At 49.4% G+C, this 26,219-nt stretch carries 28 protein-coding genes and 2 pseudogenes; 24 read left to right on the forward strand and 6 right to left on the reverse strand.

The window, feature by feature from the left end:
• The first annotated feature begins 42 nt into the window (after nucleotides 1–42).
• Nucleotides 43–387: a ribosome silencing factor gene (gene rsfS, locus LCH85_04450; GenBank protein ID MCA0351226.1), complete on the forward strand. Its 345-nt coding sequence runs from the start codon at nucleotides 43–45 to the stop codon at nucleotides 385–387.
• 36 nt (nucleotides 388–423) lie between these two features.
• The gene (locus LCH85_04455) at nucleotides 424–618 is read left to right on the forward strand and encodes a hypothetical protein (protein MCA0351227.1); all 195 of its coding nucleotides are present in this window, start codon (nucleotides 424–426) and stop codon (nucleotides 616–618) included.
• Nucleotides 619–1,076: 458 nt separating this feature from the next.
• On the opposite strand, the pseudogene LCH85_04460 reads toward LCH85_04455, so the two are convergent.
• Nucleotides 1,077–1,277, reverse strand: a pseudogene (locus LCH85_04460) (cold shock domain-containing protein).
• 149 nt (nucleotides 1,278–1,426) lie between these two features.
• On the opposite strand from LCH85_04460, the gene LCH85_04465 reads away from it, so the two are divergent.
• The 4 genes from LCH85_04465 to LCH85_04480 all read left to right on the forward strand — a co-directional run bounded on the left by LCH85_04465 (nucleotide 1,427) and on the right by LCH85_04480 (nucleotide 5,937).
• The gene (locus LCH85_04465) at nucleotides 1,427–3,880 is read left to right on the forward strand and encodes a tetratricopeptide repeat protein (protein ID MCA0351228.1); all 2,454 of its coding nucleotides are present in this window, start codon (nucleotides 1,427–1,429) and stop codon (nucleotides 3,878–3,880) included.
• Nucleotides 3,881–4,072: 192 nt separating this feature from the next.
• Nucleotides 4,073–4,357, forward strand: a complete 285-nt coding sequence (locus tag LCH85_04470) for an isoamylase early set domain-containing protein (protein MCA0351229.1) — start codon at nucleotides 4,073–4,075, stop codon at nucleotides 4,355–4,357.
• 175 nt (nucleotides 4,358–4,532) lie between these two features.
• Entirely contained in the window at nucleotides 4,533–5,165 is a 633-nt protein-coding gene (locus tag LCH85_04475; GenBank protein MCA0351230.1) for a hypothetical protein, read from the forward strand.
• Nucleotides 5,146–5,937, forward strand: coding sequence for an alpha/beta fold hydrolase (locus LCH85_04480; protein ID MCA0351231.1), 792 nt, complete (start codon nucleotides 5,146–5,148; stop codon nucleotides 5,935–5,937). Before LCH85_04475 ends, LCH85_04480 begins: the two co-directional genes overlap by 20 nt.
• Here LCH85_04480 and LCH85_04485 read toward each other — a convergent pair whose 3' ends face one another.
• Nucleotides 5,938–7,116, reverse strand: coding sequence for an acyl-CoA/acyl-ACP dehydrogenase (locus LCH85_04485; GenBank protein ID MCA0351232.1), 1,179 nt, complete (start codon nucleotides 7,114–7,116; stop codon nucleotides 5,938–5,940).
• A gap of 163 nt (nucleotides 7,117–7,279) precedes the next feature.
• Between LCH85_04485 and LCH85_04490 the strand changes: the two genes are divergently transcribed.
• The 3 genes from LCH85_04490 (at nucleotide 7,280) to LCH85_04500 (ending at nucleotide 10,889) form a co-directional block, all read left to right on the forward strand.
• Nucleotides 7,280–8,122 (forward strand): hypothetical protein, encoded by an 843-nt coding sequence (locus LCH85_04490; GenBank protein ID MCA0351233.1) that lies wholly within the window; start codon nucleotides 7,280–7,282, stop codon nucleotides 8,120–8,122.
• Nucleotides 8,123–8,188: 66 nt separating this feature from the next.
• Entirely contained in the window at nucleotides 8,189–8,866 is a 678-nt protein-coding gene (locus tag LCH85_04495) for a response regulator transcription factor (protein MCA0351234.1), read from the forward strand.
• A gap of 10 nt (nucleotides 8,867–8,876) precedes the next feature.
• Entirely contained in the window at nucleotides 8,877–10,889 is a 2,013-nt protein-coding gene (locus LCH85_04500) for a HAMP domain-containing protein (protein MCA0351235.1), read from the forward strand.
• Here the strand turns inward: LCH85_04500 and LCH85_04505 are convergent.
• From LCH85_04505 to nadD, 3 genes are all read right to left on the reverse strand, one after another.
• Nucleotides 10,870–11,502 (reverse strand): CPBP family intramembrane metalloprotease, encoded by a 633-nt coding sequence (locus tag LCH85_04505; protein MCA0351236.1) that lies wholly within the window; start codon nucleotides 11,500–11,502, stop codon nucleotides 10,870–10,872. The two genes, LCH85_04500 and LCH85_04505, sit on opposite strands and share 20 nt — an antisense overlap.
• Nucleotides 11,503–11,668: 166 nt before the next feature.
• Entirely contained in the window at nucleotides 11,669–13,192 is a 1,524-nt protein-coding gene (gene nadB / locus LCH85_04510; GenBank protein MCA0351237.1) for an L-aspartate oxidase, read from the reverse strand.
• 35 nt (nucleotides 13,193–13,227) lie between these two features.
• Nucleotides 13,228–13,830 (reverse strand): nicotinate-nucleotide adenylyltransferase, encoded by a 603-nt coding sequence (gene nadD, locus LCH85_04515; protein ID MCA0351238.1) that lies wholly within the window; start codon nucleotides 13,828–13,830, stop codon nucleotides 13,228–13,230.
• 239 nt (nucleotides 13,831–14,069) lie between these two features.
• Between nadD and LCH85_04520 the strand changes: the two genes are divergently transcribed.
• From LCH85_04520 to LCH85_04555, 8 genes are all read left to right on the forward strand, one after another.
• On the forward strand, nucleotides 14,070–14,594 hold the full coding sequence (locus LCH85_04520) for a DUF402 domain-containing protein (protein MCA0351239.1): 525 nt from the start codon (nucleotides 14,070–14,072) through the stop codon (nucleotides 14,592–14,594).
• Between the two features lie 147 nt (nucleotides 14,595–14,741).
• The gene (gene greA, locus LCH85_04525; protein ID MCA0351240.1) at nucleotides 14,742–15,209 is read left to right on the forward strand and encodes a transcription elongation factor GreA; all 468 of its coding nucleotides are present in this window, start codon (nucleotides 14,742–14,744) and stop codon (nucleotides 15,207–15,209) included.
• 191 nt (nucleotides 15,210–15,400) lie between these two features.
• Nucleotides 15,401–16,879 (forward strand): lysine--tRNA ligase, encoded by a 1,479-nt coding sequence (gene lysS / locus LCH85_04530; protein ID MCA0351241.1) that lies wholly within the window; start codon nucleotides 15,401–15,403, stop codon nucleotides 16,877–16,879.
• A gap of 121 nt (nucleotides 16,880–17,000) precedes the next feature.
• On the forward strand, nucleotides 17,001–17,216 hold the full coding sequence (locus LCH85_04535; protein MCA0351242.1) for a hypothetical protein: 216 nt from the start codon (nucleotides 17,001–17,003) through the stop codon (nucleotides 17,214–17,216).
• Nucleotides 17,217–17,266: 50 nt separating this feature from the next.
• Nucleotides 17,267–17,668 (forward strand): Fic family protein, encoded by a 402-nt coding sequence (locus tag LCH85_04540; protein ID MCA0351243.1) that lies wholly within the window; start codon nucleotides 17,267–17,269, stop codon nucleotides 17,666–17,668.
• A gap of 128 nt (nucleotides 17,669–17,796) precedes the next feature.
• Nucleotides 17,797–18,846, forward strand: coding sequence for an NAD-dependent epimerase/dehydratase family protein (locus LCH85_04545; GenBank protein MCA0351244.1), 1,050 nt, complete (start codon nucleotides 17,797–17,799; stop codon nucleotides 18,844–18,846).
• Nucleotides 18,843–20,084, forward strand: coding sequence for an acyltransferase family protein (locus tag LCH85_04550; GenBank protein MCA0351245.1), 1,242 nt, complete (start codon nucleotides 18,843–18,845; stop codon nucleotides 20,082–20,084). The genes LCH85_04545 and LCH85_04550 overlap by 4 nt, the downstream gene beginning before the upstream one ends.
• Before the next feature lie 182 nt (nucleotides 20,085–20,266).
• Nucleotides 20,267–20,692 carry an FBP domain-containing protein gene (locus LCH85_04555; GenBank protein ID MCA0351246.1) on the forward strand — a complete coding sequence of 142 codons (426 nt, stop codon included), beginning with the start codon at nucleotides 20,267–20,269 and terminating at the stop codon, nucleotides 20,690–20,692.
• On the opposite strand, the gene LCH85_04560 is transcribed toward LCH85_04555, so the two are convergent.
• Complete coding sequence (locus LCH85_04560; GenBank protein ID MCA0351247.1) at nucleotides 20,689–21,285, reverse strand: TetR/AcrR family transcriptional regulator; 597 nt, start codon at nucleotides 21,283–21,285, stop codon at nucleotides 20,689–20,691. The genes LCH85_04555 and LCH85_04560 overlap by 4 nt on opposite strands.
• A gap of 203 nt (nucleotides 21,286–21,488) precedes the next feature.
• Here LCH85_04560 and LCH85_04565 point away from each other — a divergent pair, with 203 nt between their 5' ends.
• From LCH85_04565 to LCH85_04595, 7 genes and pseudogenes are all read left to right on the forward strand, one after another.
• A complete protein-coding gene (locus LCH85_04565) occupies nucleotides 21,489–22,067 on the forward strand; it encodes an NAD(P)H-dependent oxidoreductase (GenBank protein MCA0351248.1) in 579 nt (192 codons plus the stop codon).
• 69 nt (nucleotides 22,068–22,136) lie between these two features.
• Nucleotides 22,137–22,493 (forward strand): DoxX family protein, encoded by a 357-nt coding sequence (locus tag LCH85_04570; protein ID MCA0351249.1) that lies wholly within the window; start codon nucleotides 22,137–22,139, stop codon nucleotides 22,491–22,493.
• A gap of 312 nt (nucleotides 22,494–22,805) precedes the next feature.
• Nucleotides 22,806–23,165, forward strand: a pseudogene (locus tag LCH85_04575) (cellulose-binding domain-containing protein).
• A gap of 57 nt (nucleotides 23,166–23,222) precedes the next feature.
• The gene (locus LCH85_04580; GenBank protein MCA0351250.1) at nucleotides 23,223–24,125 is read left to right on the forward strand and encodes a hypothetical protein; all 903 of its coding nucleotides are present in this window, start codon (nucleotides 23,223–23,225) and stop codon (nucleotides 24,123–24,125) included.
• Nucleotides 24,126–24,220: 95 nt separating this feature from the next.
• Nucleotides 24,221–24,619 carry a GntR family transcriptional regulator gene (locus LCH85_04585; protein ID MCA0351251.1) on the forward strand — a complete coding sequence of 133 codons (399 nt, stop codon included), beginning with the start codon at nucleotides 24,221–24,223 and terminating at the stop codon, nucleotides 24,617–24,619.
• Nucleotides 24,616–25,512: an ABC transporter ATP-binding protein gene (locus LCH85_04590; protein ID MCA0351252.1), complete on the forward strand. Its 897-nt coding sequence runs from the start codon at nucleotides 24,616–24,618 to the stop codon at nucleotides 25,510–25,512. The genes LCH85_04585 and LCH85_04590 overlap by 4 nt, the downstream gene beginning before the upstream one ends.
• Nucleotides 25,509–26,183, forward strand: a complete 675-nt coding sequence (locus LCH85_04595) for an ABC transporter permease (GenBank protein MCA0351253.1) — start codon at nucleotides 25,509–25,511, stop codon at nucleotides 26,181–26,183. The genes LCH85_04590 and LCH85_04595 overlap by 4 nt, the downstream gene beginning before the upstream one ends.
• Nucleotides 26,184–26,219: the final 36 nt, after the last annotated feature.

Below are 26,219 nucleotides of genomic sequence, written 5' to 3' on the forward strand. Positions count from 1 at the left end.
TGGAAGCAGAAAATACAGTTCTAGAAATGTGGAGGTCCACCTATCGAAGCGCAAGTTCTTGCCCGCCGTGCTGTTGATTTAGCAGACTCGAAACAGGCAAATGATATTATAATGCTCGACGTTCGTCCATTAGCCACCTTCGCCGATTTTCTGGTGATTTGTACGGCTGGCAATGAGCGGATGGTGCGGGCTGTCGTAAAAGAAATTGATGATCAATTAGTCCAAGAAGGCGCAGCCACCCCCAAAATCGAAGGTTCACCCGAAACTGGCTGGGTTTTGCTCGATTTTGGCGATGTGGTTGTGCACATATTTAGCCCTGAACAACGCGATTTTTACAAGCTCGATAAATTGTGGCAAAAAGCTACGCCAGTTGTCGTTCTTCAGTAATCGGCGGGTCAAGGACGATCACGTGCGAGGTACATCATGAACAAATCTACACAACGCGAACGCTATGTCGTCTTTGCGCTTGGAGCAGCAGCCGGAAGTGCCCTAGGCTTGATTCTCGGTTCGGTCTTGGCTTATTCGTTAGGCGAGGATACGGTTCGAGCGATCGGGCGAGGCTTCCGCCGCCTCACAGGCCGCGACCGGAAACCCAACTTCGAGCTATTCCTACAATAATAACAACAGCAAGGCCGACTCGTTTGAGTCGGCCTTGCTGCTTGAGTGGATATGCAAAACCCAATTTAAAGCTCAAGTGAGTTGGCGCGTAAGCCGCGATCACTTGCCGAAACGCTGACCCGCACGGTATCACCGACTTGCACTCGATTGCTGACATGGTTGAATAGGGTCGAATGAACATAGGCATCGCCGTGATTATCGCTCAGCGCGACAAACATAAACCGCCCTTGAGGGTCGATATAATCAACCCGCGCATTAAGCACGCCAGTTGGCGCATTGCCAGTAAAGGCGCGATTACGCTCACGCGGGCCATTGCTCCACTCGCGCCGCTGGGCATGTTGGCTTGGGCGAGCTGAACCAAAGCGATCACGACGTTCAAATGAGCGTTCGCTGCTATAGCCACCAGCCTCGCGCTGTTCGTAAGCGCGAATACGTGGTGTTGGCGGCAAGGCACTCGTCACCAAAACATCATTAGCTTCATCACCCTTCATGCCGCGAACCACCACAAAACTAACTTCTTCGCCCTCAACTAACCAGCGTCGTCCATCGCCCAAGGCCCGTCGATGGACAAACAACGATGCGCCTGCATGGGTTGTGATAAAGCCATACGATTTTTCCGGATCAAACCACGCCACCGTGCCAGTACTACGCTCATTCATGACCCATGTCTCCATGTTGTGTTGGTGCTCGCCATAACCATATGACGAATCAGGATTTATATTGATACAAAGTATCATTAAATAGAAAGCTTGTCAAGCATGTAGAGCATGCTAAAATCGAAGCGAATTTGGACTAGCAGGAGCGCGTAATGAGTGAAGATTATGAATGGACGGCCAAGACAGTTCAAACAGTAATTCAACGGCCTGAGCGGCTATTGGACGACCAAATCTGGCGGCAGCGCTTGCAAGAGTTTGGTGGTTTGGGCGATTTTTATCATTGGCTGAATCAATTACCCTTGGAACAGCCGCAACAATCGCTGCTCAAGGTGCTCACGACCTATCCTGGAGCGCCAGTTGATAGCTATTGTCAGATGTTGAATATTCATCAAGCGACCTATCATCGTTACCAAAAAGCCTTGTTCGAACAAATTGCCAGGGTACTCAATCAGCCCCATCAAAACCAGCCAAACAACCCAAATTTGCCTGCTGATCGCGCTCCGATTCACCAATTACGGCCTGCGGTTGGCGATTTTGTGGGCCGCGAAACTGAGCTACAACGGCTGACCTATGCCATCCAAATTGCGCACGAAGCCAAGCGCAGCGCTGCATTAGTAGGTATTCATGGCATGGGTGGCATTGGCAAAAGCGAATTAAGCCTGATCGTTGCCCAATATGTGTTGAATCTATACCCCGATGCCCAATTAATTCTCAATATGTATGGCGCACGAGAGCAAGCCTTGACGACCGAACAAGCGCTTGGGTTGGTGATTAATGCGCTTGATCCTAAAGCACGATTGCCCGAAAAGCGCGAACAACTGCTGGCGCGTTATCATAATGTGTTACACAACAAGCGGGTGTTGATCGTAGTTGACGATGCCCGTGATGCTGAACAGGTGCGCGACCTAATTCCGCCAGTTGGTTGTTGTTTGATTATCACCAGCCGCCAACGATTTAGCCTGCCCGCCATGCTCAATCTGCAACTTGAGGCATTAAATAGTACAAATGCAAGCAGCCTTGTTCAAGCAATTTGCCCACGTTTAGATCAGGTTAGTGCTGAACAATTGGCAATCGCCTGTAATTACTTACCGTTAGCGTTGCGAGTTAGCGCCAGTATTTTGCAAAATAACCCAGCCTTGAAGCCTGAACAGTACTTGAATCAACTTGCCGATCAAAGCCAACGACTACAAGCACTGCGCGATCCTGATGATCCGCAATTGAATGTCGAAGCCTCGTTAGCGCTCAGTTATGCCCAACTTAGCCCAGAGCAACAATATTTTATGCGCCAATTAGCGGTGTTAATTGCCGATTTTTCCAGCGCAATGGGCTTGGCAATGTTGGAGTTGCCGCATAATCTCGCAGCAGAAAATCAACTATATTATTTATTACGACACAATTTATTACAATACGATGGGCATAACGAACGCTGGAGTATGCACGATTTAATTCGGAGCTTTGCCAAAAACCAATTAATTGAGCAACAAGAGCAAGTTACAGCACAAATACGCTATGTTCAGGTATGTATCGACCAAGCTCAGCAATTACATCAGGCTTATCGGCATACTGTGTTAGCAACAATTTATGCCTACAATCATGAAAAAGAACATTTTGATGATTGTTTAGCGTGGCTGGCTAATGATGTAAATTCAAACCAGTATATCCAACAAATGCTTGATCTTGTGCATTTTACCACTACGATTGGCCATCATAGCTACAACTATCAACAAGAGCGTGGTATTTATGTGCAAAAAGCGCTTGAAGCTGCGTATATTCTCGATCAGCCAAGTTTAATTGCAAATAATTTAAGGCTAATTGGTAATGTCAAGCGCTATATTGGTGATCTTCCGGCGGCAATTAGCTATCTTGAGCAATCCTTAGATCTCGCGTATTCAATCGATTCAGCTCAAACTATTGCCAATAGTGCTAACGATTTGGCGACGATCTATGGCTTGCTTGGCGGCAAAGTGAATCATCAAAAAGCGCTTGAACTCTATCAAACAGCCTTATCAATTAGTCGAACAACAAACGATCGCTATGAAATGTGTAACCAAATTAATAATATTGGCACATGCTATGCCAATATGGGCATGATTAGTGAAGCTGAACCATATTTCAGCGAAGCCCACGAATTAGCTCAGGCTGCGGGGAATATGTATGTACAGTTATTAGCGTTATCCAATCTGGGCCAGGCTGCGGTGTGTTTGAACCAAGCTGAAGCCGCGTTACCGCATTTATATGCAGCAATTGAAATTGCTGATCAAACTGGCAATAAAAAGAGCAAAGGCTGTATTTTTGGTAGTTTGGCCGAGGCCTATTGGCAATTGCACGATCAGCCAGCAGCATTCACCGCCCATGAGCAGGCGATCATCACGTTTGAGCAGCAAGGCTATGGGTGGGAAGCCGCCAACGCCCAATGGCAATATGGCCTAACCTTAGTTGAAGCTCAGCAGATCGCATCAGCTCAGGCCTTATTTGCTGCAAGCCTCAACTATCGGGCAACCATCAATGATCCCGCTTTGGAGCGTGATCGCCAACTATTTGAACAACTCAAGGCTGGTCAAATTGCCCCAACCCAATTCCTCACAGAGGTGAAGGCGCTCACCTAGCTGGCAAGGATCAGGGCTAGCTCTTTAGTCCTGTCTTGCAACAAGCGTTATGGCCTAGATTTCTTAGGAAACACCAATACTTTAGGTATTGATCTTGCTTCTAAAGCCATGTAGGATAGAGTTACAAGGATTCGGACGCAGAGGAAATGCAACGGAGCCGTTGTATTTTGGAATGCACAAAGGAGTGCCATAATGCTGAAGAAACGCCTCGAGGGTACGGTCGTGCGGGTAACCTTTAACATCCCAGCCCCACTCACCGCCCAGACGATCACACTTGTTGGCGAGTTCAATAATTGGAGCGAAACCGCGACCCCGCTGTTGCGCTCTGGGGAAGGCTGGAGTACCACCATGGATCTGCCACCCAATCACAGTTACCAGTATCGCTATCTTGCCGATGGACGCTGGCTCAACGATTGGAGCGCTGATCGTTACGAGCCAAACGAGTTTGGCGGTGCGAATTCGGTGGTTTACACTTAAACCAGCCACGAACGACGAGGCATCAATGAGGATGGCTCGTTGTTTTATTATCTTCAATAGGTGTTATATTGACACAAAGTCACTCAATCGCATATGATAGCAACAGGTTTGATTTTGCCCATCAAGCTTAATCAAGCCTGTTGTTTTGCTTAATAGCTAAAAAGGATAGATTGCCATGCTCGATCTCCACCCAAGCTTTGAACGTGCTACCACCGATGCTGTGGCCCATTTCACCCCTTTAATTGAGGTGATCGCTGCGATTGCCCATGGCGATGCCACTCGCCGCGCCGAGGTCGAGTTTTTGTTGCCGCAAATTGATAATAATGGCTGGCAAATTCAGGCAGCAGTTGAGGCTATTTGGGCTGGCGAACGCAATTTCAGCCAACTCAGCGCTGGCCTCGACACTAATAGCGCGGCGATTGTCCAGGCTATTTTGGTTGCCGTCAGCCAAACGCCTGATCCTGAAGAAGCTCGCTTAGCTAAGCTGATCGGCGAATGGCGACCAATTATTTTGACCGTAGCTGCTGCTCATTTTGGGGTTCAGCATGCCTATACTGATCTCGATGGATTTTTGCCCCAGCTTGAAGCTCAGGCTCAATGGCAAACCCTCGCCCAACGACTACGCTTGCTCGTAGCAGGCGATACCAACCGCCAACGGCTCTTGGCAGATCTTGACACAACTGATACCGTTATCATGCAGGCAATTTTCCATGCGCTGGATGATCAAGCAACAACCTTGCAATTAATTCGCGAGGAACGGGATCGGGCTGCGGCCCAAGAGGAAGCCCATGAGCAACAACAGGCTTGAATATTGGCAATACTTGCCGAAAAAGCCGCTCTATCAACGACCTTTAGTGCTGCTCCACGGCGCTTGGCATGGCGCTTGGTGCTGGCAAAACGCCGCCCACGATTTTGCTGAACGTGGTTTTGCGGTGCATACGCTTAGTTTGCGCGGCCATGGCAGCAGCAGTATACCGCGCTTGTTTAATTTGGTTGGGCTACAACATTACATCGACGATTTGCTAGCGCTGGTTGATAGCCTTCAGCCAGCGCCAATTGTGGTTGCTCACAGCCTTGGCGGCTATGTGTTGCAGCATGCCTTGCTCCAGCGCCAATTGCCAGCAGCGGTATTACTGGCTAGCATGCCTCAAACAGGGCCATTGGGTTTCACATTGAGAACTATCCGTAATCAACCAAACGTGGCTTTACGCACGTTGTTGACTGCCGACGGGTTTAGTTTTGTGCGCACGCCAGCCTTAGCCAAAGCCCTCTTTCTGCGTGATAACGCTTCCGCTACCCAAGCTCAGGCACTACACAGCCAACTAAGCAGTGAATCGGTCAAGGTTTTGCTCGATGCACTCATGCATAAACCAGAGCCAAGCAAGATTAAAACCCCAATTATGGTGATTGCGGCTGAGCGTGATCGCGCATTTACGTTGGCTGAGCAGCGTGCATTAGCCAATGCCTATCAAGCACCATTGATTGTCGTGCCGCAAGCGGCTCATGATTTGATGTTTGATCCAACGTGGCCATTGGTTGCCGATGCGATCGAAGGCTGGGCCAGTCGCCATCAAAAATAGTTATTCGACTAACCACGCACCCAATCCGACTAACGCTGCATCCATCGTCGGCGGATGAAACAAACCAGCTCGCACATCACGGGCATAGCGTTCTAAGGCCAAATCGGGCGAGAGCGAAGCGCCACCGACTACAATCATAGCTTGCTCAACTGCGGCGATCGCATGCTCAATCGCTGTCGCTTTGGTTGTGGCAATCAGTGGGCGCAAATTGTTGCGTTCGGCGGGCGCTTGCTCCCACAATTGGGCAGTTTGGTAGAGCAAACTTCGCGCACTCAACAATAATTGCTCGACCTTGCCAAGCTGGCGTTGAATCGATTCTAGCTCGCTAATCGCTTTGCCCGCTAAGGCGGTTGGGCGACGTTCGCGAGCATAATCACGGGCAGCATCACGCGCTGCTTGGGCAATTCCTAGATAGACCGCCGCCATATTCAGTTGAAACCATGCCCCAGCATTGTTACGGCTTGGATCAACCAGCCCAGGCTGACGGCGCTGCACAAGATTCGCCTCAGCCACAAACACAGCATCAAGCACAATATCGTCATTGCGAGCTGCCCGCATCGCTGTGCCATTCCACGTCGGCTCAATCGTAATACCTGCTTGCTTGAGATCGACCAAAAAAATCGCGGTATCGCTGGTATCAGCAATCGTAGCGCTAATTAGGGCGTGGGTCAGGGCTGGCGCACCTGTTGTATAGATTTTGCGGCCATGCAATAACCAACCACCCTCGACCTGCCGCGCAACCGTGGCAAACAAACCACCACGGGCTGGGCTGCCCATTTCACGTTCGCTGGCCGCCGAATTGAGCAATATCGACTGATCGACCACCAAACGGCTAATCCGTTCGATTTGGCTTGGTTGCCACGCGCCGCCTTCGATAATTCCACCAAGCACATGAATCGGCATGGCCATAACCAAGGCTAGCGAGCCATCGCCATAGGCCAATTGCTCTTGAGCCAAAATTGCCTCAAACAGGCTTGCACCATGGCCGCCAAATGCTGCCGGAACGCTCAAGGCCTGATATCGCGCAGCAAAAAAGGCTGGCAAATGCTCGAAGGGAAAGCTCGCAGCCTGATCATGCAAGCCAGCACTTGGTTTAATCAACGCCGCCAAATCCTGCCCAAGTTGTACAAAGCCGCGCTGGCGTTCAGTTAAGCCGCGATGTAGTAAATCTATCGTCATTGGTTAATTCCTCAATTAATTGTTGCTACTCAAAAGCTTAGCACAAACCCATGGTCACTCATCAAATTATTAACTGAGCAGTGATGATTGTCGAATTTGTATCACAATCATTTTTTATAGTACTGCCATTGAAACCGATTAGCGATTGACAAGGAGTTCGGACATGCGTAAACATTTAGCGCTGGCAGTTGGAGTGGTATCGTTGGCCTGTGGTGGTTATCTCTGGACGAACAACACTGCGGCGTTTGCCGCCAACAAAAACGAGCAGCCAGCCGAAACCATCACGATCAGCTCAAATCCTGAGGAAGTTACAATTGAATGTAGCATGGCTGGCGGTAAAGGAATGTTCATGCCCACGTTGCACGGCGAAATCGAGGCAAGCGGACACTCAAGCCACATGCCAGCATTGGCAATGCATAAACCGATGGCTGGCGGCATGCTGCATCAGCGTAGCGCCTCAGGCTCATCCGCCGATCAGCTTGAAACCACCACTGAAGCCACTAGTGCACAGGTGACCAAGCCCTTTGCTATGCTAACCAATGCTGACGACGAATCAAGCGATTGTGGTGCAGTAATCGCAGTTGGGGCAATTGCTGGAATCGATTGGTTTGAGCTAGCTGCTGAAACGATTGGCGTTAGTGTTGATGAACTCCTAGCTGGGATTGAGAATGAGGTGAGCATCGCCGATCAAGCTGCCGCCAAGGGTGTAAGCAAACAAACCGTAATCGATGCAATTGTGGCCGCCGAAACTGCCAACATCAATCAACTGGTAAGCGATGGCGAACTGAGTGCCGAAGATGCAACGCTGTTTACCGCCGATCTGCCCGAAATGATCGAACATTTCGTTAGCACTGCACCACATTTCATTCCAGGCGAAGGCATTACCTGCTTCGCGGTTGAACTCGATGAATCAGGCACCAGCACAACTGAAGAAGCGGTTGACTGTGAAGCAATCGAAGCTGTGCCCGCACTACCAGCCGCGCCAACCACCGATTCAAGTCGTTAGATCACATGGCTGGTTGCAGCATTCACCACGCCTGCAACCAGCCTTAATCTACACCAAGGAAGCAGCATGGCCGAGACAATCATCATTATTGAAGATGAAGAACGGATTGCCCATTGGATGCAGTTATATCTTGAGCAGGCGGGCTTTACAACCTATTTGGCCAGCGACGGCCTAGCAGGCTTGGCTTTGGTGCAGCACTATCAGCCGAGTTTAGTCGTTTTAGACCTGATGCTGCCCAAATTGGATGGCTTAGCAGTATTCAAGACGATTCGCCAAACCAGCAATACGCCAATTATTATGGTAACTGCGCGTAGCAGTGATGAAGAACGAATCCATGGCTTAGAGCTTGGCGCTGATGATTATGTTGGCAAGCCGTTCAACGCCCGCGAATTGGTGGCGCGAGTGCGGGCAGTTTTGCGGCGCAGCCAGCCAATCCAAGCTAGCCAAACCTTGAAACGCGGCCCGATCGAATTGGATTTGGAGCAACATTCGTGCACCGTCAATCAGCAACCTGTCGAATTGAGCAAAATTCAATTGGCCTTGCTGGCGACATTTATGCGCCATCCCAACCAAATTCTTAGCCGCGAACAGCTACTTGAAGCAGTATTTGCTGGCGATTATGCTGGCTTTGATCGTTCGCTCGATGCCCATATCGCACGTTTGCGCCAACGCATCGAACATGATCGCACCAACCCACAGTATATTGTGACAGTGTATGGACTTGGCTATAAATTTGTTGATTAGGTAGGGTGTTATGGGCAAATCATTACGCTGGAAATTAGGGGCAGCATTTGGCTTGGTGATCAGCGCAACCCTCTTGTTGAGCGGGCTAAGCGCTTATTTGCTCACGACTCAACGCTTTGATATTTTTGTGGGCGACCAAAGCCAGTTGCGCACCGAACAACTTGCGCCATGGCTCGAAGCCAGTCATGCCTATAACGCTGATTGGTCGGCAATATCAACTTTATTGCAGCAAAGCGAAAATTTGAGCCAAACTCACACCCTGAGCCTAGCCCCAGCCATTTTCAGCATTGATAGCGGCCAACTCTGGCAGCATAGCGCCGAGGTCATTGGCATTAGCCCTGAGCATTTGCAGGGCGAGGTTGGCAGTGGCGGTAGTATCGAGAGCGTTGCATTAGCACATAATGTTGATCCTGAGGCGTTGATCGTGAGCCTTGAGCAAGCCCAAATGCCAATAACCACCATCCCGATGACTGCACCAATGACCATAGCCATGGGCGGAGTCGCCCCAATTGGAGCTGGCGCAGCCTTACAATCAGAGATTCGCTATTTTGTTGAATATCAAACCAGCCCCAATTGGCTCAGCCTGATTCAAAAACACCTTAATGCTAGCCCCACTGAAGTGCAACAAAGCTTGCAACATCCCCAAGGCTTCGTGGCACTAGCTCAGCGCTATCAAAGCGAGCCACGGCTGCTCGTGCAGGCTATTGTTGAGGCCGAGCTAGCACGCCTAAAATCCATGTCGAGCATTCCAATCAGCAGCATTTTGAATGAACTCCCGCTGATCGCCCAATCAGCCTGGAGTTTTATCGATCCTCAAGGCCTAGCGCAGCCAAATAACGCCCGAATGGGGCTGCTGCATCATGATAGTATGTTGCTGCAATGGGAATTACAAGCGCTACTGCATGGCGATGAACGGTTGATTATCCTCGATCCAATGGGCAATGTGAGCTATGACAGCGCTCAGCAACTGAATAACGACCAGCAACTAGACGACGATTTGCGCCAGCATGCCGTGCCACTATACGATTTAATCAGCAACCAACCAATTGGCTCAGCCCTGATTGTGACTGGCACGCATGCCTACACCGAGCACCAAGGAGCATTTCTGCGTAGCACTGGTCAAGCCTTGGTGATGAGCGGTGGAATCGTTGGCATGATCGTTTTGGCCTTGGGGTTTATCTTGGTGCGTACCATTACCGCACCAGTTTTGGCATTAACCCAAGCCACCAAGCAAATTATCGCAGGCAATTGGCAAACGCAAGTGCCAATCCGTTCGCACGATGAGTTAGGCCAAATGAGCAAGGCCTTCAATCATATGGCCAATTCGCTGGCCCAACAGCGCATGTTGCAAACTCGCCTAATTCACGACTTGACCCATGAATTGCACACTCCACTCAGCGTGATTCAGCTTGAAATGGAAGGCTTGGCTGATCAATTACAAAGCGCCGATGAAGCTGCTCGCCATGTTGAGCACGAAATTAAATTGATCGTCAGCTTGCTCGATGATTTGACCTTGCTACTCAAAACTGAATCACACAGCCTAGAATTTAACCAAGAAGCATTAGATATTGAGCAATTGCTCCACGAAACCCATCAACGCTGGCAACAACCAGCACTCAATGCAGGCATCCAATTGAAACTTAGGATTGATCAACCACTCCCCAAGATCGCTGTTGATCGCACACGGATTGTGCAGGCCTTGGGTAATTTGCTAAAAAATGCGATTCGCCACACCCCAGCGAATGGCGCGATCAGCATCAGTTGTAGTCGCGATCATGCATCGATCAAACTAAGCATCCACGATACTGGCGAGGGAATCAGCGCCCATGATTTGCCACATATTTTCGAGCGTTTCTATCGGGCCGATGCCTCGCGCAACCGCGATACAGGCGGGCGTGGCTTGGGTTTAGCAATTGTCAAGCAAATTATTGAGGCCCATGGCGGCACAATTGAGGTGAGCAGCAAACTTGGTCAAGGCAGCAATTTCCAACTATCATTGCCAATTAACCCAAGCCTCGACTGAAAAAATAATGGCCCAAGCCAACCGTAAACATCAAATTGCCATACAAGGCATGCTCCAAACACACCAAACGCAACGAACGGGTTTGGCGATAGGTATCAGCAAATAGCCAACCGCCAATCAGGGTCAACAGCACAGCGTAGGGATTGCGAAAAATAATATGCGCCCAGCCAAACAGCACAGCACTGAGCAGCAGCAGCCAACGCTCATTCAACAAATCGCGGTAGCGCTCGAAAAACAAACCACGAAAGACCAATTCTTGAATATAAACCGAAAAGATTGGGTAGGCCAACAGAATCATGAGCCAAAGCCAAGGTTGTTGGCGCGGCAAATTGAATAAATTAGCTGGTTGCCAAAGCCACACCAACAGCACCGCCAACAGACTAGCCAAGCCAAAACGTTGCAGCAAACGCCAAAACTGAGCTTGTTCAAGCGGATTAAACCGCCCTTGCCAAAGCCCAATTGGCACTGCTCGCCGCCGCAACCAAAACCACGCCCCAAGCGCCGCCAAACCCAGCACTCCAAACCACCAACGGGCTGGCACAACAAAGCGCAGCACCAACGGCACCAAGCCAAACAAAACCAGCATTTCAAGCCACAACCACCAACGCCGCATGCAGTTCCATCCTTTAGCCATTACAAGCAATAAAACATTGATCATGCTTGATTTGCCTGTGCAAGCCAAGCGCTAAAGTGCTAGCAAATAATGAACATGTATGGCAATAATTAAATACAAAATGGTGGATCAAGTTTGATCCACCATTCTCGCTATGAATAAATAATTAGCCTTGCTTCAACACCAAGTAGCGTTGCCAAACCTCGCGGGTTTCAGTGAAATCGCGGCGGGCATGCGCTCCACGGCTTTCCTCGCGTAATAAGGCGGCATAGGTTAACAAGGTTGCGGTTACCAACAAATTGGCATCTTCATACTCGCGAACGGTGGTTGGCTCGGCTTGGGCATCACGCCAAGCAACCAACTGCCGCAAGGCCGAACCCAAACCATCGGCTTCACGCACAATGCCCACATTGCGCCACATCAGGCGTTGCAAACCAACCCGACTAAATGGCGTATCATCAGCTTCGGCGGCCATGGTGATCGCTTGGGTGGTTTGGGGAAAGGTTGGTGCTTCGATTGCGCCATCGGGAGCTTCAATCACCCGTTTGGCCCAAACCAAGACCTCAAGCAAAGAGTTCGAGGCCAAACGGTTGGCTCCATGTACCCCTGTCATCGAAACTTCGCCAACCGCAAATAAATTGGCGACGCTGGTGCGGCCATGTAAATCGGTGACCACGCCGCCAGTCATGTAGTGGGCAGCAGGCGCAACCGGAATTGGTTCTTTGGTAATATCCAAGCCATGACTACGACAGACTTTGGCAATCGTAGGGAAGCGCAACAGCACCAAATCGGCTGGCAAGTGCGTCACATCAAGATAGACATGATCAGCATCGGTTGAAACCATTTCGGCGGCAATCCCCCGTGCCACCACATCACGCGGCGCTAATTCGGCATCGGGGTGCAATTTGAGCATAAAGCGTTCGCCCGCCACATTGCGCAAAAAGCCACCTTCGCCGCGCACTGCCTCGGAAATCAAAAAGCCAGGTGCGCCAGCCAAACGCAAAGCGGTTGGGTGAAATTGGAAGAACTCCATATTTGAGACACCCGCACCAGCGCGATAGGCCAAGGCTACGCCATCACCAGTTGCCACAGTTGGGTTGGTTGTAGCTTGGAATAATTGGCCAGCCCCACCAGTTGCCAGCACAATCCGCTTGGCGCGAACCTCACCGCGCTCGCCAGTTCGGGCATCAAGCGTGCGCACACCAACCGCTTGGCCGTTTTCCAGCATAATTTCGGTGGCTAAAGTCCAGGCTCGCACATCAACATTGGTATTGGCAACCACGCCCGCCAAAGTTGTTTCGATTGCAGCACCTGTTGCATCACCACCAGCGTGCAAAATCCGGCGTTCAGAGTGGGCAGCTTCACGAGTCAGGGCAATCGCGCCATCGTGCGTATCAAACGGCACACCCAAATTGATCAACTCATGCACTCGCGCTGGGCCTTCTTCGCACAAAACCCGCACGGCTGCTGGATCGCTGATGCCTGCGCCAGCGACCAAAGTGTCTTCAATGTGCAATTCGGGCGAATCGTGTTCTCCAATCGCGGCGGCAATGCCACCTTGGGCATAGCGCGTGTTACATTCCTCAACTGCCTCTTTAGTCACCAATACAACTTTAAGATTATGTTGAGCTGCCAGTTGGGCAGTGTATAAACCAGCGATGCCTGAGCCAACAATAATATAATCGTTCATAGAACGGGTAAATCCTTTCGTGGTTAAGCGCTACATTAAGCAAGATAGAGCTGTTGTTGGGCGATATAGCTGGCAACAGCATCAGGGACGAGATAGCGCACAGGCAAGCCAGCCTGCAAGCGACTACGTAACTCAGTCGCTGAGAGATCCATACGTGGGCCTTGAATCCGCACACTGCGCTTGGCTAGATCTGGAAATTGATCAAGCAAGGCTGGCCAATCCAATTCAAAGCCAGGTCGTTCTAAAATGGCAAAATGGGCCAATTGCACTAAATTGGCAGCAGCATGCCAACGCGGCAGAGTCGCCAAACTATCCGAGCCAACAATCAGCCACCACTCGATATCTGGTTGATCCGCGTGCAGTGCTTGGATGGTATCGATCGTATAGGAAACGCCGCTGCGCTCGACTTCGATCGTGGAAACCGTAAAGGCTGGGTTGTCGGCAATCGCCAGTTTGGTCATGGCCAGGCGCTGGTAGGCTGAGCTAAAGTGCTGTTGTTTCAAGGGCTGTTGAGCCGTTGGAATAAACACCACCTGACTTAAACCCAAAACCACTCGCGCCTCTTCGGCAATTGCCAAATGCGCATAATGAATTGGGTCGAAGGTTCCGCCCAAAATACCAACCCGTTGCATAGCCATTCCTTCTTTAATAGTCAATATGACACCAAGTGCAGAGTAGTATAGCGCGATTCTGCTTTTTGTCAATATCACACTAACTGAAAATATGAAGGATGAAGGATGAAGGATGAAGGATGAAGGATGAAGGATGAAGGATGAAGGTAGGTTGAGTGGGCAATTGAGTTTTAGTGGAGCAAAAGGGCCACTCAAGCAACATGCTGTGATTGCTATAATTCATAGCTTATTTAAAAGGGTTATCTATGGCACTTGATATGTATCCAAAAATAGCGATTCATGGCTTTAAATGGCCTAAACGCCCGACTGCCCAAGCAATTGGTTACCTGATTGGCACAGATCAATTTGGACATTGGCTGGGAATTATAGCTGGTAGCGTTTGGCAACACTGTAATGGTCAACAAGGTACATTTGAACAATCATTTGTTAAATTGATCCCCTATAACGCTTATTGGTCAGCGTGTTTTAATTGTAGCGGTAAACTAATTGATGTGGATATTGTGCTACCTCATATTTGGGCTAATCAACTGATTGAGGAAGTTGATCTGGAAATTGATCTCTTAAAAATGGATGATGGCAGGCTCGAAATTCGCGATCAGGCTGAATTCACGGTAGTTTGCCAACGTTGGCCAATGCCAGCAAGCCTAGTTAACCAAGTGCATGCAACAACTAGCCAAATCTATCAACAATTGGCTACAGAGGCTGAGCCATTTAAGTGCGTTGGAGTGCAATGGTTAGCTCGTTTTTTACAACAAATCGAGGGCTTGTAGTTCAAAAATTCTAACACTTTCATGGCTAGACAAGGGTGAGCGAATACCGTATAATGGCTAACACGTTCACGTGAGCAATCGCGTGGGCGTTTCTTTTGACTGAGAGTCCTCTCGGTTTTTTTTCATTCCATAATCGAGGCAAGTACTATGACCGATAAGCCGTTTTATCTGACTAAAGAGGGTCGTGCGAAACTGGAAGCGGAAATTGAGGAACTTGAAACAACTGGCCGTATGGAAGTCGCCGAGCGGATTCGTCAAGCCAAAGAACTCGGCGATATTTCCGAAAGCGGTGAGTACGAAGATGCCAAAAATAAGCAGGCTTTCCTCGAAGGGCGCATCCGCGAAATCCGTAACATTTTAAATAACGCCCAAATGATTGAAGAAGATGGGGATAACCGCGAGGTACGGCTAGGGTCATCAGTCACGATTCGCTATGAAGACGGCGAAGAAGAAGAATGGATGATTGTCGGTGCTGCCGAAGCTAGCCCCCGCGATGGCAAAATCTCCAATGAATCGCCGATTGGCAGCGCTTTGATGGGTAAACGCGCCCGCCAAAAAGCCACCGCCAGCACCCCCAGCGGGATTATGAAAATGACAGTTCTCAAAATTCGCTAACCAATCCCCACTCAATTCAGTGTGTGACAAAGCCTAAGGCGCACTGGAGAGTGCGCCTTTTGGATTATACAGCGCGTTCTCGGCTATAATAGCCAGCAGGATTCAAGCAGTAGGCCATCCAGCACAGCCCTTTTTTCTTTAGCATTAACACGGGCTGCGTTGGTTCGCTTTACTCTACTATTGAGATTAGCATGGAATTAAACGATTTACAGCAAACACGCTATGGCAAGCTACAGGCGCTGCAAGCCGCTGGCATCGAGCCATATCCAGCCCGAGTGCCGCAACGCACGCATACATTAACCGCCGTGCGTGAGCAATTTTCGGCCTTGGTTGAGGCCAACGCCACGGTGACGATCATGGGGCGCTTGCGCCAACGTCGCGTTATGGGCAAATCAGCGTTCGCCCATTTAAATGACGATCATGGCGCGTTTCAAATTTTTCTCAGCAAAGCCGATGTCGGCGATGAGCCATTCAAGCATTTTGTTGATCTGACTGATCTTGGCGATATTATTGCGGTCACAGGTACGCTCTTTACCACCAAAATGGGCGAACCAAGCGTACATGTCACCAGCTGGACGATGCTCAGCAAGGCGATCACTCCGCCACCCGACAAGCGCGAAGGTCAATTTAGCGACCAAGAAGCTCGCCAACGCCAACGTTATGTTGACTTATCAGCCAATCCCGAAGTTCGCGAAATCTTCCGGATTCGCGCTCGTTTGATCACGGCAATGCGGCGCTACCTCGATGAACGCGGCTTTTTGGAAGTTGAAACGCCAGTATTGCAGGGGATTTATGGTGGCGCAGCGGCGCGACCATTCACCACCCATCATAATCAACTGCACCAAGATTTATACCTGCGGATCGCCACTGAGCTCTATTTGAAGCGCTTGATCGTTGGCGGCTTCGATGGCGTGTATGAAATTGGCAAAAACTTCCGCAACGAAGGCGTTGATCGCACCCACAACCCCGAATTTACTATGATCGAGGTCTATCAAGCCTACGGTGATTATGAATCGATTATGCAATTAACCGAGGGAATGATTCGCTTTGCTGCTGAGCAAATTTTCAACAGCACCAGCATCGAATACCAAGGGCAGCAGATCGAGCTTGGTGGTTCGTGGCAGCGCTTGACCATGCGCGATGCCATTTTTGAAAAAACAGGGGTTGATATTCGCGAGTGCCGCGAATTTGATACACTATGGGAAGCAATTCGCGAAGCTGGCCTGAAAATTGAGCGCAAGCCAACTTGGGCCAAGCAAGTTGATGAGCTATTTAGTGAGTTTGTTGAGCCTGAGTTGATTCAGCCAACGTTTATCACCGAATATCCTCAGCCACTTTCGCCTTTAGCCAAACGCAAAGCCGATGATCCACAGTTTGTCGAGCGCTTTGAGCTATTTATGCTTGGAGCCGAAATTGCCAACGCCTTCAGCGAATTAAACGATCCCTTCGATCAAGAGCAACGTTTCTTGGAGCAAGGCCGCGATTATGCTGCTGGCGATGACGAAGCCATGCAAATGGACGAAGATTATCTTGAGGCGCTCAAAGTTGGCATGCCACCAACTGGCGGCTTGGGCATCGGGATTGATCGGCTGTGTCTATTATTTACCAATCAAACGACGATTCGTGAAGTAATCTTCTTCCCGCATTTGCGCAAGCAGGGCGAGGAGTAGCAACTGGTTGTCAGGAATTGGGGGTCGGGGATCGGGAGCATGATCCAATCATCTAGCTCCAATCAAACGTACCGATCCCCAACTCCCGACAACCAACAACCACATATAAAGGACCCACATAATGCCACGTTCATTAGTAATCGAGCGGGAAAATTTACCAAGCGTGGTGCAAGGCTGGATCGATGCAATCGGCCTTGAGCATCACGATACCGTCGAATTAGTCTTTACTGAAGGCGAATTGGTGTTGCGCAAGCCACTCAGCCCAGAATTACGGGCTTGGGCCAAGGGCGTGGTCGATGCCTATGATCGCGAGTTTCAATCATTAATCGGCTTATAACCTGAGCCAGCCGCAACGTTGCGCAGGCTTACTCAACAATGAAGTGGCATATGCACTACTTAAAACGTGAAGATATGTTGGATATTCATGGCTATTTAGTTGAACGATTCGGCGGTCGGCTCGGACTCAACAGCCTTGATCGACTGATTGGTTTGGTGGTAAGTCAAACCCAGACCTGTTTTGGCGAGGAATTGTATCCCGATTTACCTGCCAAAATAGCCGCCCTGAGCTATACATTGATTAAAAATCGCCCGTTTCGCGCGGGCAATACTGCGACCGCCTTGTTAGTTGCCTTACGTTTAGCCCATATCAACGATCAAACCATCGAAGATATCGAGGGCTTGAGCCATGAACTCGCTGCCGCCGCGCGTTCCGAACGCAGCCAAGAGCAGCTTTTACAATGGTTCAACGATCATCTGATACCTGGCTCATTGTCAATTCAACCACGCTAGGTCAACCGATTTATTCTTGCCGAGGAGCCACGTTTTTTTGCATAGAGCTTCACCCACGTTCGCTGCCACGCTCTATGTGCTCACCACGGTTGTGCTCGCATTTGGCTTTTTTTGGATAAGGAGCTTTTGTGGAACGACGCACAGTGCTGATCACAGGGGCTGCTGGTCGCTGGGGACGGCGATTAGCCCGCCAATTGGCAAAATTTCCGATTGTGCGCGTGATTGGCCTTGATATTACTCCACCAGAACGCCCAATTGATGGCGTTGAGTATATTCAGGCCGATTTACGCAACCCATTGTTGGTCGAATTGCTTCGCACCGAGAAGGTCGAAGGCATTTTACACATGGTCTTTACCTCTGGTTTATCTGGAGGTCGCGGCCTGCTTTCGCCCGAAGATGCCTTTCAAACCAATGTGATGGGCACAATGGAGGTTTTGGCGGCGGCAAACGCTGCTGATGTTAAACAAGTGGTAATCAAAAGCACAACCATGGTTTATGGGGCGCACGTTGATAACCCCTTGTATTTGCATGAAAACGCGCCGCTGCGCGGCACTGATGGTAAGCCATTATTGCGCCATCGCTATGAAATCGAGCGTTTTATCGCCGATTTTCGGCGTAACCACGCCATGAATATCGCGGTTTTGCGCTTTCCAGGCATTGTTGGAGCCAGCGGCGCATCATCAACTATGCGCTACCTAGGCCAACCAACCCCACCAACCCTGCTTGGCTTTGACCCATTGATGCAAATTGTGCATGAGGCCGATGTGATTGGCTCCTTGCTGCATGCCTTGGTCGCTGAAGCCAATGGGGTGTTCAATGTTGCTGCCGATGGCGTGATGCCGCTGAGCCAAATGATTCGGCGGGTTGGTCGCCAACCGTTGCCAATTTTTCACCCCTTGGCCTACGCTGCTGGGCGGTTTAGCTTTGTGCGCCACAATCGGCTAGCCAACCAAATTATGCCTTTTGAATTAGATTATTTGCGCTTTCCTTGGGTTGCCGATACCACGGCCATGCGCGGCGAATTAAATTACGAGCCACGCCACACTGCCGAGGAAGCTCTCGATGCCTTCCGTAGCTCGTTGCGCTTGAAAAGCTACAGCGATTTATTGCCCAAACGCAAAGCCTACGATGGAATTCAAGCCTTTTTAAATCGTCGCCGTCAGGAGGATGAAGCATGAGCGATCAACCCCAAAAACGTCGCCGTCGCGCTGCTGGCGGTGCTGATGAAGCCGAACAAACAATTCCGGTCGTCGATGCGAGCACTGAAGAAACTGCACTTGCAGCCGCCGATGAATATCCAGTCGAGCCTGAAACTCCAATTGAGGTCGTTAATATCGATAATGATCTGCGACGCACCAGCCAAACGCGGATCGATTCGTTACTCTCGGCATTAGAAACCGAAATTCGGGCCTTGCCACCATCGGAAGATGAACGCGAGAGCGCAATCGCCGAAGTGATTCATTTAATTCGTGAATCGCTGACCCGCTGGCCCAAAAAAGCAATCGAGATGGCCGTAACCACGCTCAAAGCCAATATCAACAGCGATTATCTTGATGCTGATTTTTGGAAAGGCATCGGCTTGGTGCTACGCTATCAGCTTGATGCCAACGCCGATATGGTCAAACGGCGCTGGCGTGGCGATTACGCGGTTGATGAATTTGGGCTGGATTATGAATTGCTCGATTTGGCCAAGCCGCTCTTGTTGTTTATGTACCGGAAATATTGGCGGGTCGAAGCAATTGGCCTCGAAAACGTCCCCGATTCAGGCCGCGCCTTGTTAGTTTGTAATCATTCCGGTGTGCTGCCGTGGGATGGGGCGATGGTTGGATCAGCACTCAGTTTTGAGCATGATGCTGGCCGCGTGTTGCGGAATTTGCATCTGAGCTGGTTCTCATCGTTGCCATTTATCTCGCCATTGCTCAGCCGTTTAGGCCAAGTTCAAGCATTACCAGCCAACGCCGAAGCGCTGCTAGAGCGTGATGAGTTGGTTGGGGTGTTTCCTGAAGGCTTGAAGGGTGTTGGCAAATTGTTCAAAGATCGCTATCGCTTGGCGCGGTTTGGGCGGGGTGGCTTTGTCAAAGTCGCGGTCAAAACTGGTGCTCCAATCATTCCGGTTTCGATTATCGGCGGCGAAGAAATTCACCCGCACTTGCATAATGCCAAGTCCGTAGCCAAACTCTTGGGCTTCCCTTATTTTCCAATCACACCAACCTTTCCATGGTTAGGGCCATTGGGCTTGATTCCTTTGCCCACCAAATGGACAATCGTGTTTGGCGAGCCAATCGAGACCGAGCAATATGGCTCGAAGGGTGCAGAAGATCCATTATTGATCTCACAATTGACCGAGCAAGTGCGCACGACCATCCAAAATACCTTGCTTGATCACCTCAAAGATCGCTCGAATATTTTCGTTTAGGCCTTAAGCTCCGCCAAACTCTAACTAAGCCTTGTTTTTTAGCAGGGCTTAGTTGGTTTAACCGCCTATCCTCGAATTCTCCTAGCTCATTCAAATGATTGAAGCCCAAGCCCAGCTTTAGACCTAAGCAGCACCGCCCAAATATGCATACAATTGATTGTTACTAGGTTTTTTTGGAGTGTATGACCATGGATGAAATGGATGAAACAGCGCTTGTTTTTGAGCGCCCAGCCTTGCGCAAGCTTTTTCGTAAAGCCGAGGATTACGAACTGCCGCTCGATATTCGGCTCTCGCAGCATGGCTTTTATCATTGGCTGGCCGAACGAACCAACCGCATCTATCTGGTTTGGAATGATGGCACTCAAACGCGAGGAATTGTATTCAACATGTCGGCTCATGCGGGCAAGCCGTTTCGCCAACGCCAATGCGATTTATGTGGCCAGTTCGTTGAAGTTGGCGATATGATTTCGGTGCGCAGCCTCAAAGGTCGTCAAGATGCCGCCTATCAAGCTACCTACAGCTATATTTGCGCTGATCTTGAGGATTGTCGGGGTTCGGCGATTAGTGCTGGGCACTTAAGCCATTTTCTGAACAAACATCGGGGCTAGCGCTCATGGGTAAATCGATCCACCATGGCGCTAATTAAAGGGATAACTTGGCGACCAAACGCTGCTGGTGATTGGGTGCGGGCGCGAGTTTTCCATTCTTGCGCCGCCCCATACAAGGCCCAACTCACCAGCGCGGCGCTCAATTCCAGCGGCTGATAGCGCAAAACTTGGGCTGGGATATGCTGGCGAAACCAAGCCTGGATGTGTTTGCAAACTTGAGCCTTAATTTGGACTTCAATCACCGCCTCAAACGTCGAAAAGGTATCTTGACATTCAGTGCCATTAAACATCGTCAGTTGATCGGTAATTGCCAAAAATAGTCGTTCTAAATAAATCTCAGGATCATCAAGCGGCCCAACCAGCCAGCGTTGCAAGGTATCGGCAAAACAGATCGCCATAATCGCATCGAGCAAGGCATGTTTATCGGGAAAATGCGCGTAAAATGTGGCCCGATTGACCCCAGCTTGGCGAGCAATATCGCGCACTGTGATGTCATCAAAGGGTTTGGCATGCATCAGCTGATTAAAAGCATCGATTAACCGCTGGCGGGTGCGGGTAATTCGTGGGTCGATTGGCAAATTAACATGAATCAAAGTTGTACCTAATTTTGCAACTAAACAACACTTGTAGCTTATTGTTGGTTGACGCAGGTTTTTTAGCCCACTATCATACACATGTTGTCTAAATTATTGATGGCTATGTATAAGGATGGTAGCACGGCCCCTAGCCACAAGCAAGCCACAATAATCGCGATAGCAATGGTTCAGCTAGTTAGGTTAACCAGAAGGAGTGTTCAATGACCACACCACGGATCGCGATCATCATCAGCAGCACCCGCCAAGCTCGTTTAGGTGAAAAAGTTGCCCAATGGGTGCTAGAGCATGCCGCTGCCCGCACCGATTTAGCCTTTGAGCTTGTTGATCTGCGCGAAGTAAATTTGCCATTTTTCGATGAAGTTGCCTCAAATGCGTGGGTTCCTTCAACCAACGAAACTGCCCAACAATGGCAAAAAACGGTTGGTAGTTTTGATGGCTATATTTTCGTTACCGCCGAATATAATCACAGCATCACCGCTGCTTTGAAAAACGCGCTCGACTATGCCTCGCCTGAATGGAATAAAAAGCCAGCAGCAGCGGTTGGTTACGGCGGGGTTGGCGGGGCTCGTGCCGTTGAGCATCTACGCGGCATCGCGGTTGAGTTGCAAATGGCTCCTACCCGCACAGCAGTGCATATCGGCGGAACCGATTTTATTGGGATTTGGCAACAAGGTGTCGCTTTGAACGATCTACCACACCTCTTACCAACCCTCAATACCTTATTTGATGAACTTAGTTGGTGGGCAAAAGCACTCAAAACTGCCCGCGAACAAGCATAATCAGCACTGGTAAAATTCCGTTGATTTTGCTAGCATAGATGCCATGCACGGTTAGCAATAGGAGTTGCCATGAACATCACTCTCTGGATTATGCAGGGCTTGCTGGCGTTGGTGTTTGGCGGAGCTGGAGCGTTCAAACTGATTCAACCCAAGGATAAAATTGCGGCTCAACTGGCTTGGGCTAAAGATTTTACCCCAAACACCATCAAGCTAATCGGTGGCATCGAAGTTCTGGGCGCACTTGGTTTAATTTTGCCATGGCTCACCGGAATCGCGCCAATTTTAACGCCGTTGGCGGCAATGGGCCTCGCTCTTACGATGTTTGTGGCTGGCCTAGTTCATGCTCGGCTCAAAGAGTACCCCATGGTTGGCATCAATATCGTTTTACTAAGTTTGGCGCTTTTTGTGGCCTACGGACGCTTTTAACAGCAATTGAGTCCAAGGCTGACTCGTTACTAAAACACGAGTCAGCCTTTTTAATTTAATCGATCATCGCCAGATTCGACTTCACTATAACTATTAAGATTCATTAATAACTCTAAAGAAATTAAGTAGATTTTAATAAACATCCCATGCTACGATGGCCTAACCAGTATCGGATTGATTGCTGATTGTTTTTGTTCTTGCTTGGAATCGATCCCAAATACGTTGACTGGTTGAAATTCTTCAAAGCTGTGGTTAGGAGTACCAATGATGGTGAATCCAAAACGGGGATGGCGTTTATTAATGATTATGCTGATGCTTGGATTGGTTTGGACACAGAGCCAAAAACCAGCCCAAGCGCAAACGAGCAATGCATGCTCAATCAGCTATAGCATTATTGGGCAGTGGCAAGGCGGTTTTCAGGGCGATATCGCGATTCGCAACACTGGCATAAACCCAATCAACAACTGGACATTAACCTGGAGTTTCAATAATCAAGTTATTTCACAATTATGGGGCGGCAATTATAGCCAAACAGGCAATGCCGTCAGTGTCAGCAATATGGCTTGGAATGGCACAATTGCCAGCAACTCCAGCGTGAGTTTGGGCTTTATTGCCAGCTGGACGGGCAGCAATCCAATTCCCAGTAATTTTCAGTTGAATGGTATCGCCTGCAATGGCAGCATTACACCAACCGCGACCGGCGTTGTGCCAACCGCAACCCGCACGCCAATGCCGAGCACTGCAACCGCAATTCCCACGGCAACCCGCACGCCTGCGCCTTCTGCCACAACAGTTGTGCCAACTGCCACGCGCACACCTGCGCCAACTGCAACTCGCACACCTGCGCCAACCGCAACCCGCACGCCAACCGTTACGCCAACCGGCTGGAATCCGCCAAGCAACTTGGTAACACCGCTGAATGAAGTTTGGCAGCATGTCGAATCAACCTATGGCAATTTGTATGGTTTTCGCAATTATGGCTGGGATCAAGTGATTGCGGGCAATGGCTCGATTAATTATTGTGTGCGCTGGGATTCTGATGCTCCAGTTTCCGCCGCCTTGCGCGACCAAATTCATGCCTCGCTGGCGCGGCAATTCAAAAAATGGATGGATGCGATGCTTGATAATGGTCAAGGCACCAATGGCTGGCCTTACACCAATGTCAATATCAACGTGGTCGGCTGGGCCGTGCGCGATCGCAGCACCTTGCAATGGAGTGATAACTCCGTTGATATTTATGTCAACAATATCGCTGAAAATGCGCCGCAATGTGCTCCGCCATGTGGCCGTTTCTTCAACCAAGATGGCGATTATTCCGATTGTCCTGGCGGCTTCGATCACCACTACGATATGTCGTTGTGGCTAACCAAGGGCATGGCTGGCGGTGCTGGTGGCGATTGGGGTCAGCGGGTTGGCAGCGAATATTTTGTCAACAACCTCAACAGCGAGAATATTCATATCTTTCTGCACGAAGTTGGGCATACCTTTGGGCTTGACGATTTTTACGATTGGACACCAACTGACATCAACAGCTTTATTATGAATGCTGGCAGTGCTAGCCAAATTACCGAGTTTGATAAATGGATGTTGCGCGACTTCTGGCGACATCTCAAGAGCCGCTACGGCTACTAAATTCGCTGCATACCTCACGCCAACGGCCAGCCTAGCGCTGGTCGTTCCTTTTTTAGCGCTTGACAAACTGAGTATAGGCTGTATATACTGTATATATGAACATACACAGTGACTTAAGTATTTCACGTACTGATGGCCGCCCGATGTATCTCCAAATTATCGAGCAGATCAAACAGCGGATTGCGATTGGCGACTGGCCAGCAGGCAGTGAAATTCCCTCAATTCGTCAGCTGGCAATTGATCTACGAATTAGCGTTATTACGGTCAAACGAGCGTATTTCGAGCTAGAACATGAGGGAATTATTGTGACTCAGCATGGCAAAGGCTCGTTTGTTGCCACTAATACCCAGCTTAGTCGCCAATTATGGGAGGATGAATTGGATTCGTATCTTGAGCAAGTAGCTCGTTTAGCAGCATTATTAGGCTTATCCAACGAACAATTAATCCAACGCTTACAAGCTTCAACAGCCCAACAACAACAGGAGCTTTTATGAATACGTATGCCGTCGAGCTACATAAGGTTGGTAAACGCTATAAATATTTCAGCTTAAACGATATTTCATTGAGCTTACCAACTGGCAGCATCACCGGATTTATTGGGGTCAACGGCGCAGGCAAATCAACCACGATTCGCATTTTATTAGGCCTTGTGCATCAAGATCATGGTTCGGTGCAGGTTTTGGGTCAAGCCATGCCCGAGCAACAAGTGCTGGCAAAACGCGAGATTGGCTATGTTTCCGAGGATATGCGCTTGTATCCCAAAGCTAGTTTGGCTTGGCATATGCAATTCATCCAATCAATTTACCCAAATTGGGATCAAGCCTATGCTGAGCAATTGCTCAAGCGTTTCGACCTGCGTGCTGAACAGAAGATTAAAGGCTTATCGCATGGTCAGCGGGTTAAAGCAAGCTTACTGTTGGCCTTGGCACGCCGGCCCAAATTGCTGATTCTCGACGAACCGACAACTGGGCTTGATCCGGTGGCGCGGCAAGAAGTGCTCACCGCATTGATCGAAGTGCTGGCCGATGAAGATCGCACAATCTTATTTTCATCGCATAACACGCTTGATGTTGAGCAAATTTCCGATCAAGTTGTGTTTATCGATCAAGGCTCAATTATCGAAGCACGTTCAAAAGAAGATTTGCTTGATGATTGGCGACGCTTGCGCGTGCGCGTTACGGCAGATCAAACGGTTGCCCAATTGCCGTATGTCCTACAACACCAAGGTCATGGTCAACTCCAAACAATTATTACCAATCGGTATAGCCCTGAGTTGCAGCAAATCTATCAACAAGCAGGCATAGAAATTCAGGCAGTCGAATTATTAACTCTCGAAGAAATTTTTGTTGCCTCGATTCAAGCGCGGCGCGAAGGGAAAAATCTATGAATTCGATGATTAACCATTTAGTGCGTAAAGATTGGCAAATTAATCGCACGATGCTGTCAGTTTACCTCAGTGCCATGCTAGTTGCGCTAGCAATGCTGCTTGCTGATGATAATAGTTTTGTATTTGGAATTGGGGTAATTCTGATTCTGACGGTATTAATGATTTTAGGCATTCATCTAACAACCAGCAACGTGATTAGCGAACACACTCAAAAAACCTTGCCATTTATTATGAGTTTGCCAGTTTCAGGTCGTCAATATGCCTTGGCCAAAATTATGGCCAATCTATCGATGTTTTTGCTGCCTTGGCTGCTGGCATTGATTGGCAGTTGGCTGATTATTCTCAGCCGTGATAGCCTGCCCAATGGCTTGGCTGCAATAACGACATTAGCATTGGTCGAAATTTTGCTGAGCTATTGTTTAATTATGATGCTGGGGATTGTGACAGGCTCGCAGCATGGGGCAATTGGAGCCATGGCTCTGGCAAATTTGGGGTTTCAAGGGTTTTTATGGGGTATTCTGCAAATTCCAGCAATTGCCCAACATCGCGATAGCAACAGCCTAGCCTGGAATAGCAGCGAACTGAGCATTTTGGCAATCCAACTAGCGGTTATCGTAGGTTTATTAGGCATCACGCTGGTCGTCCAACAACGCAAAACCAACTTTATTTAGCAAACAGCGCTAGCTACGTGGCTAGCGCAACCATGA

Source organism: Chloroflexota bacterium (assembly GCA_020161265.1).
Lineage (GTDB): Bacteria > Chloroflexota > Chloroflexia > Chloroflexales > Herpetosiphonaceae > Herpetosiphon.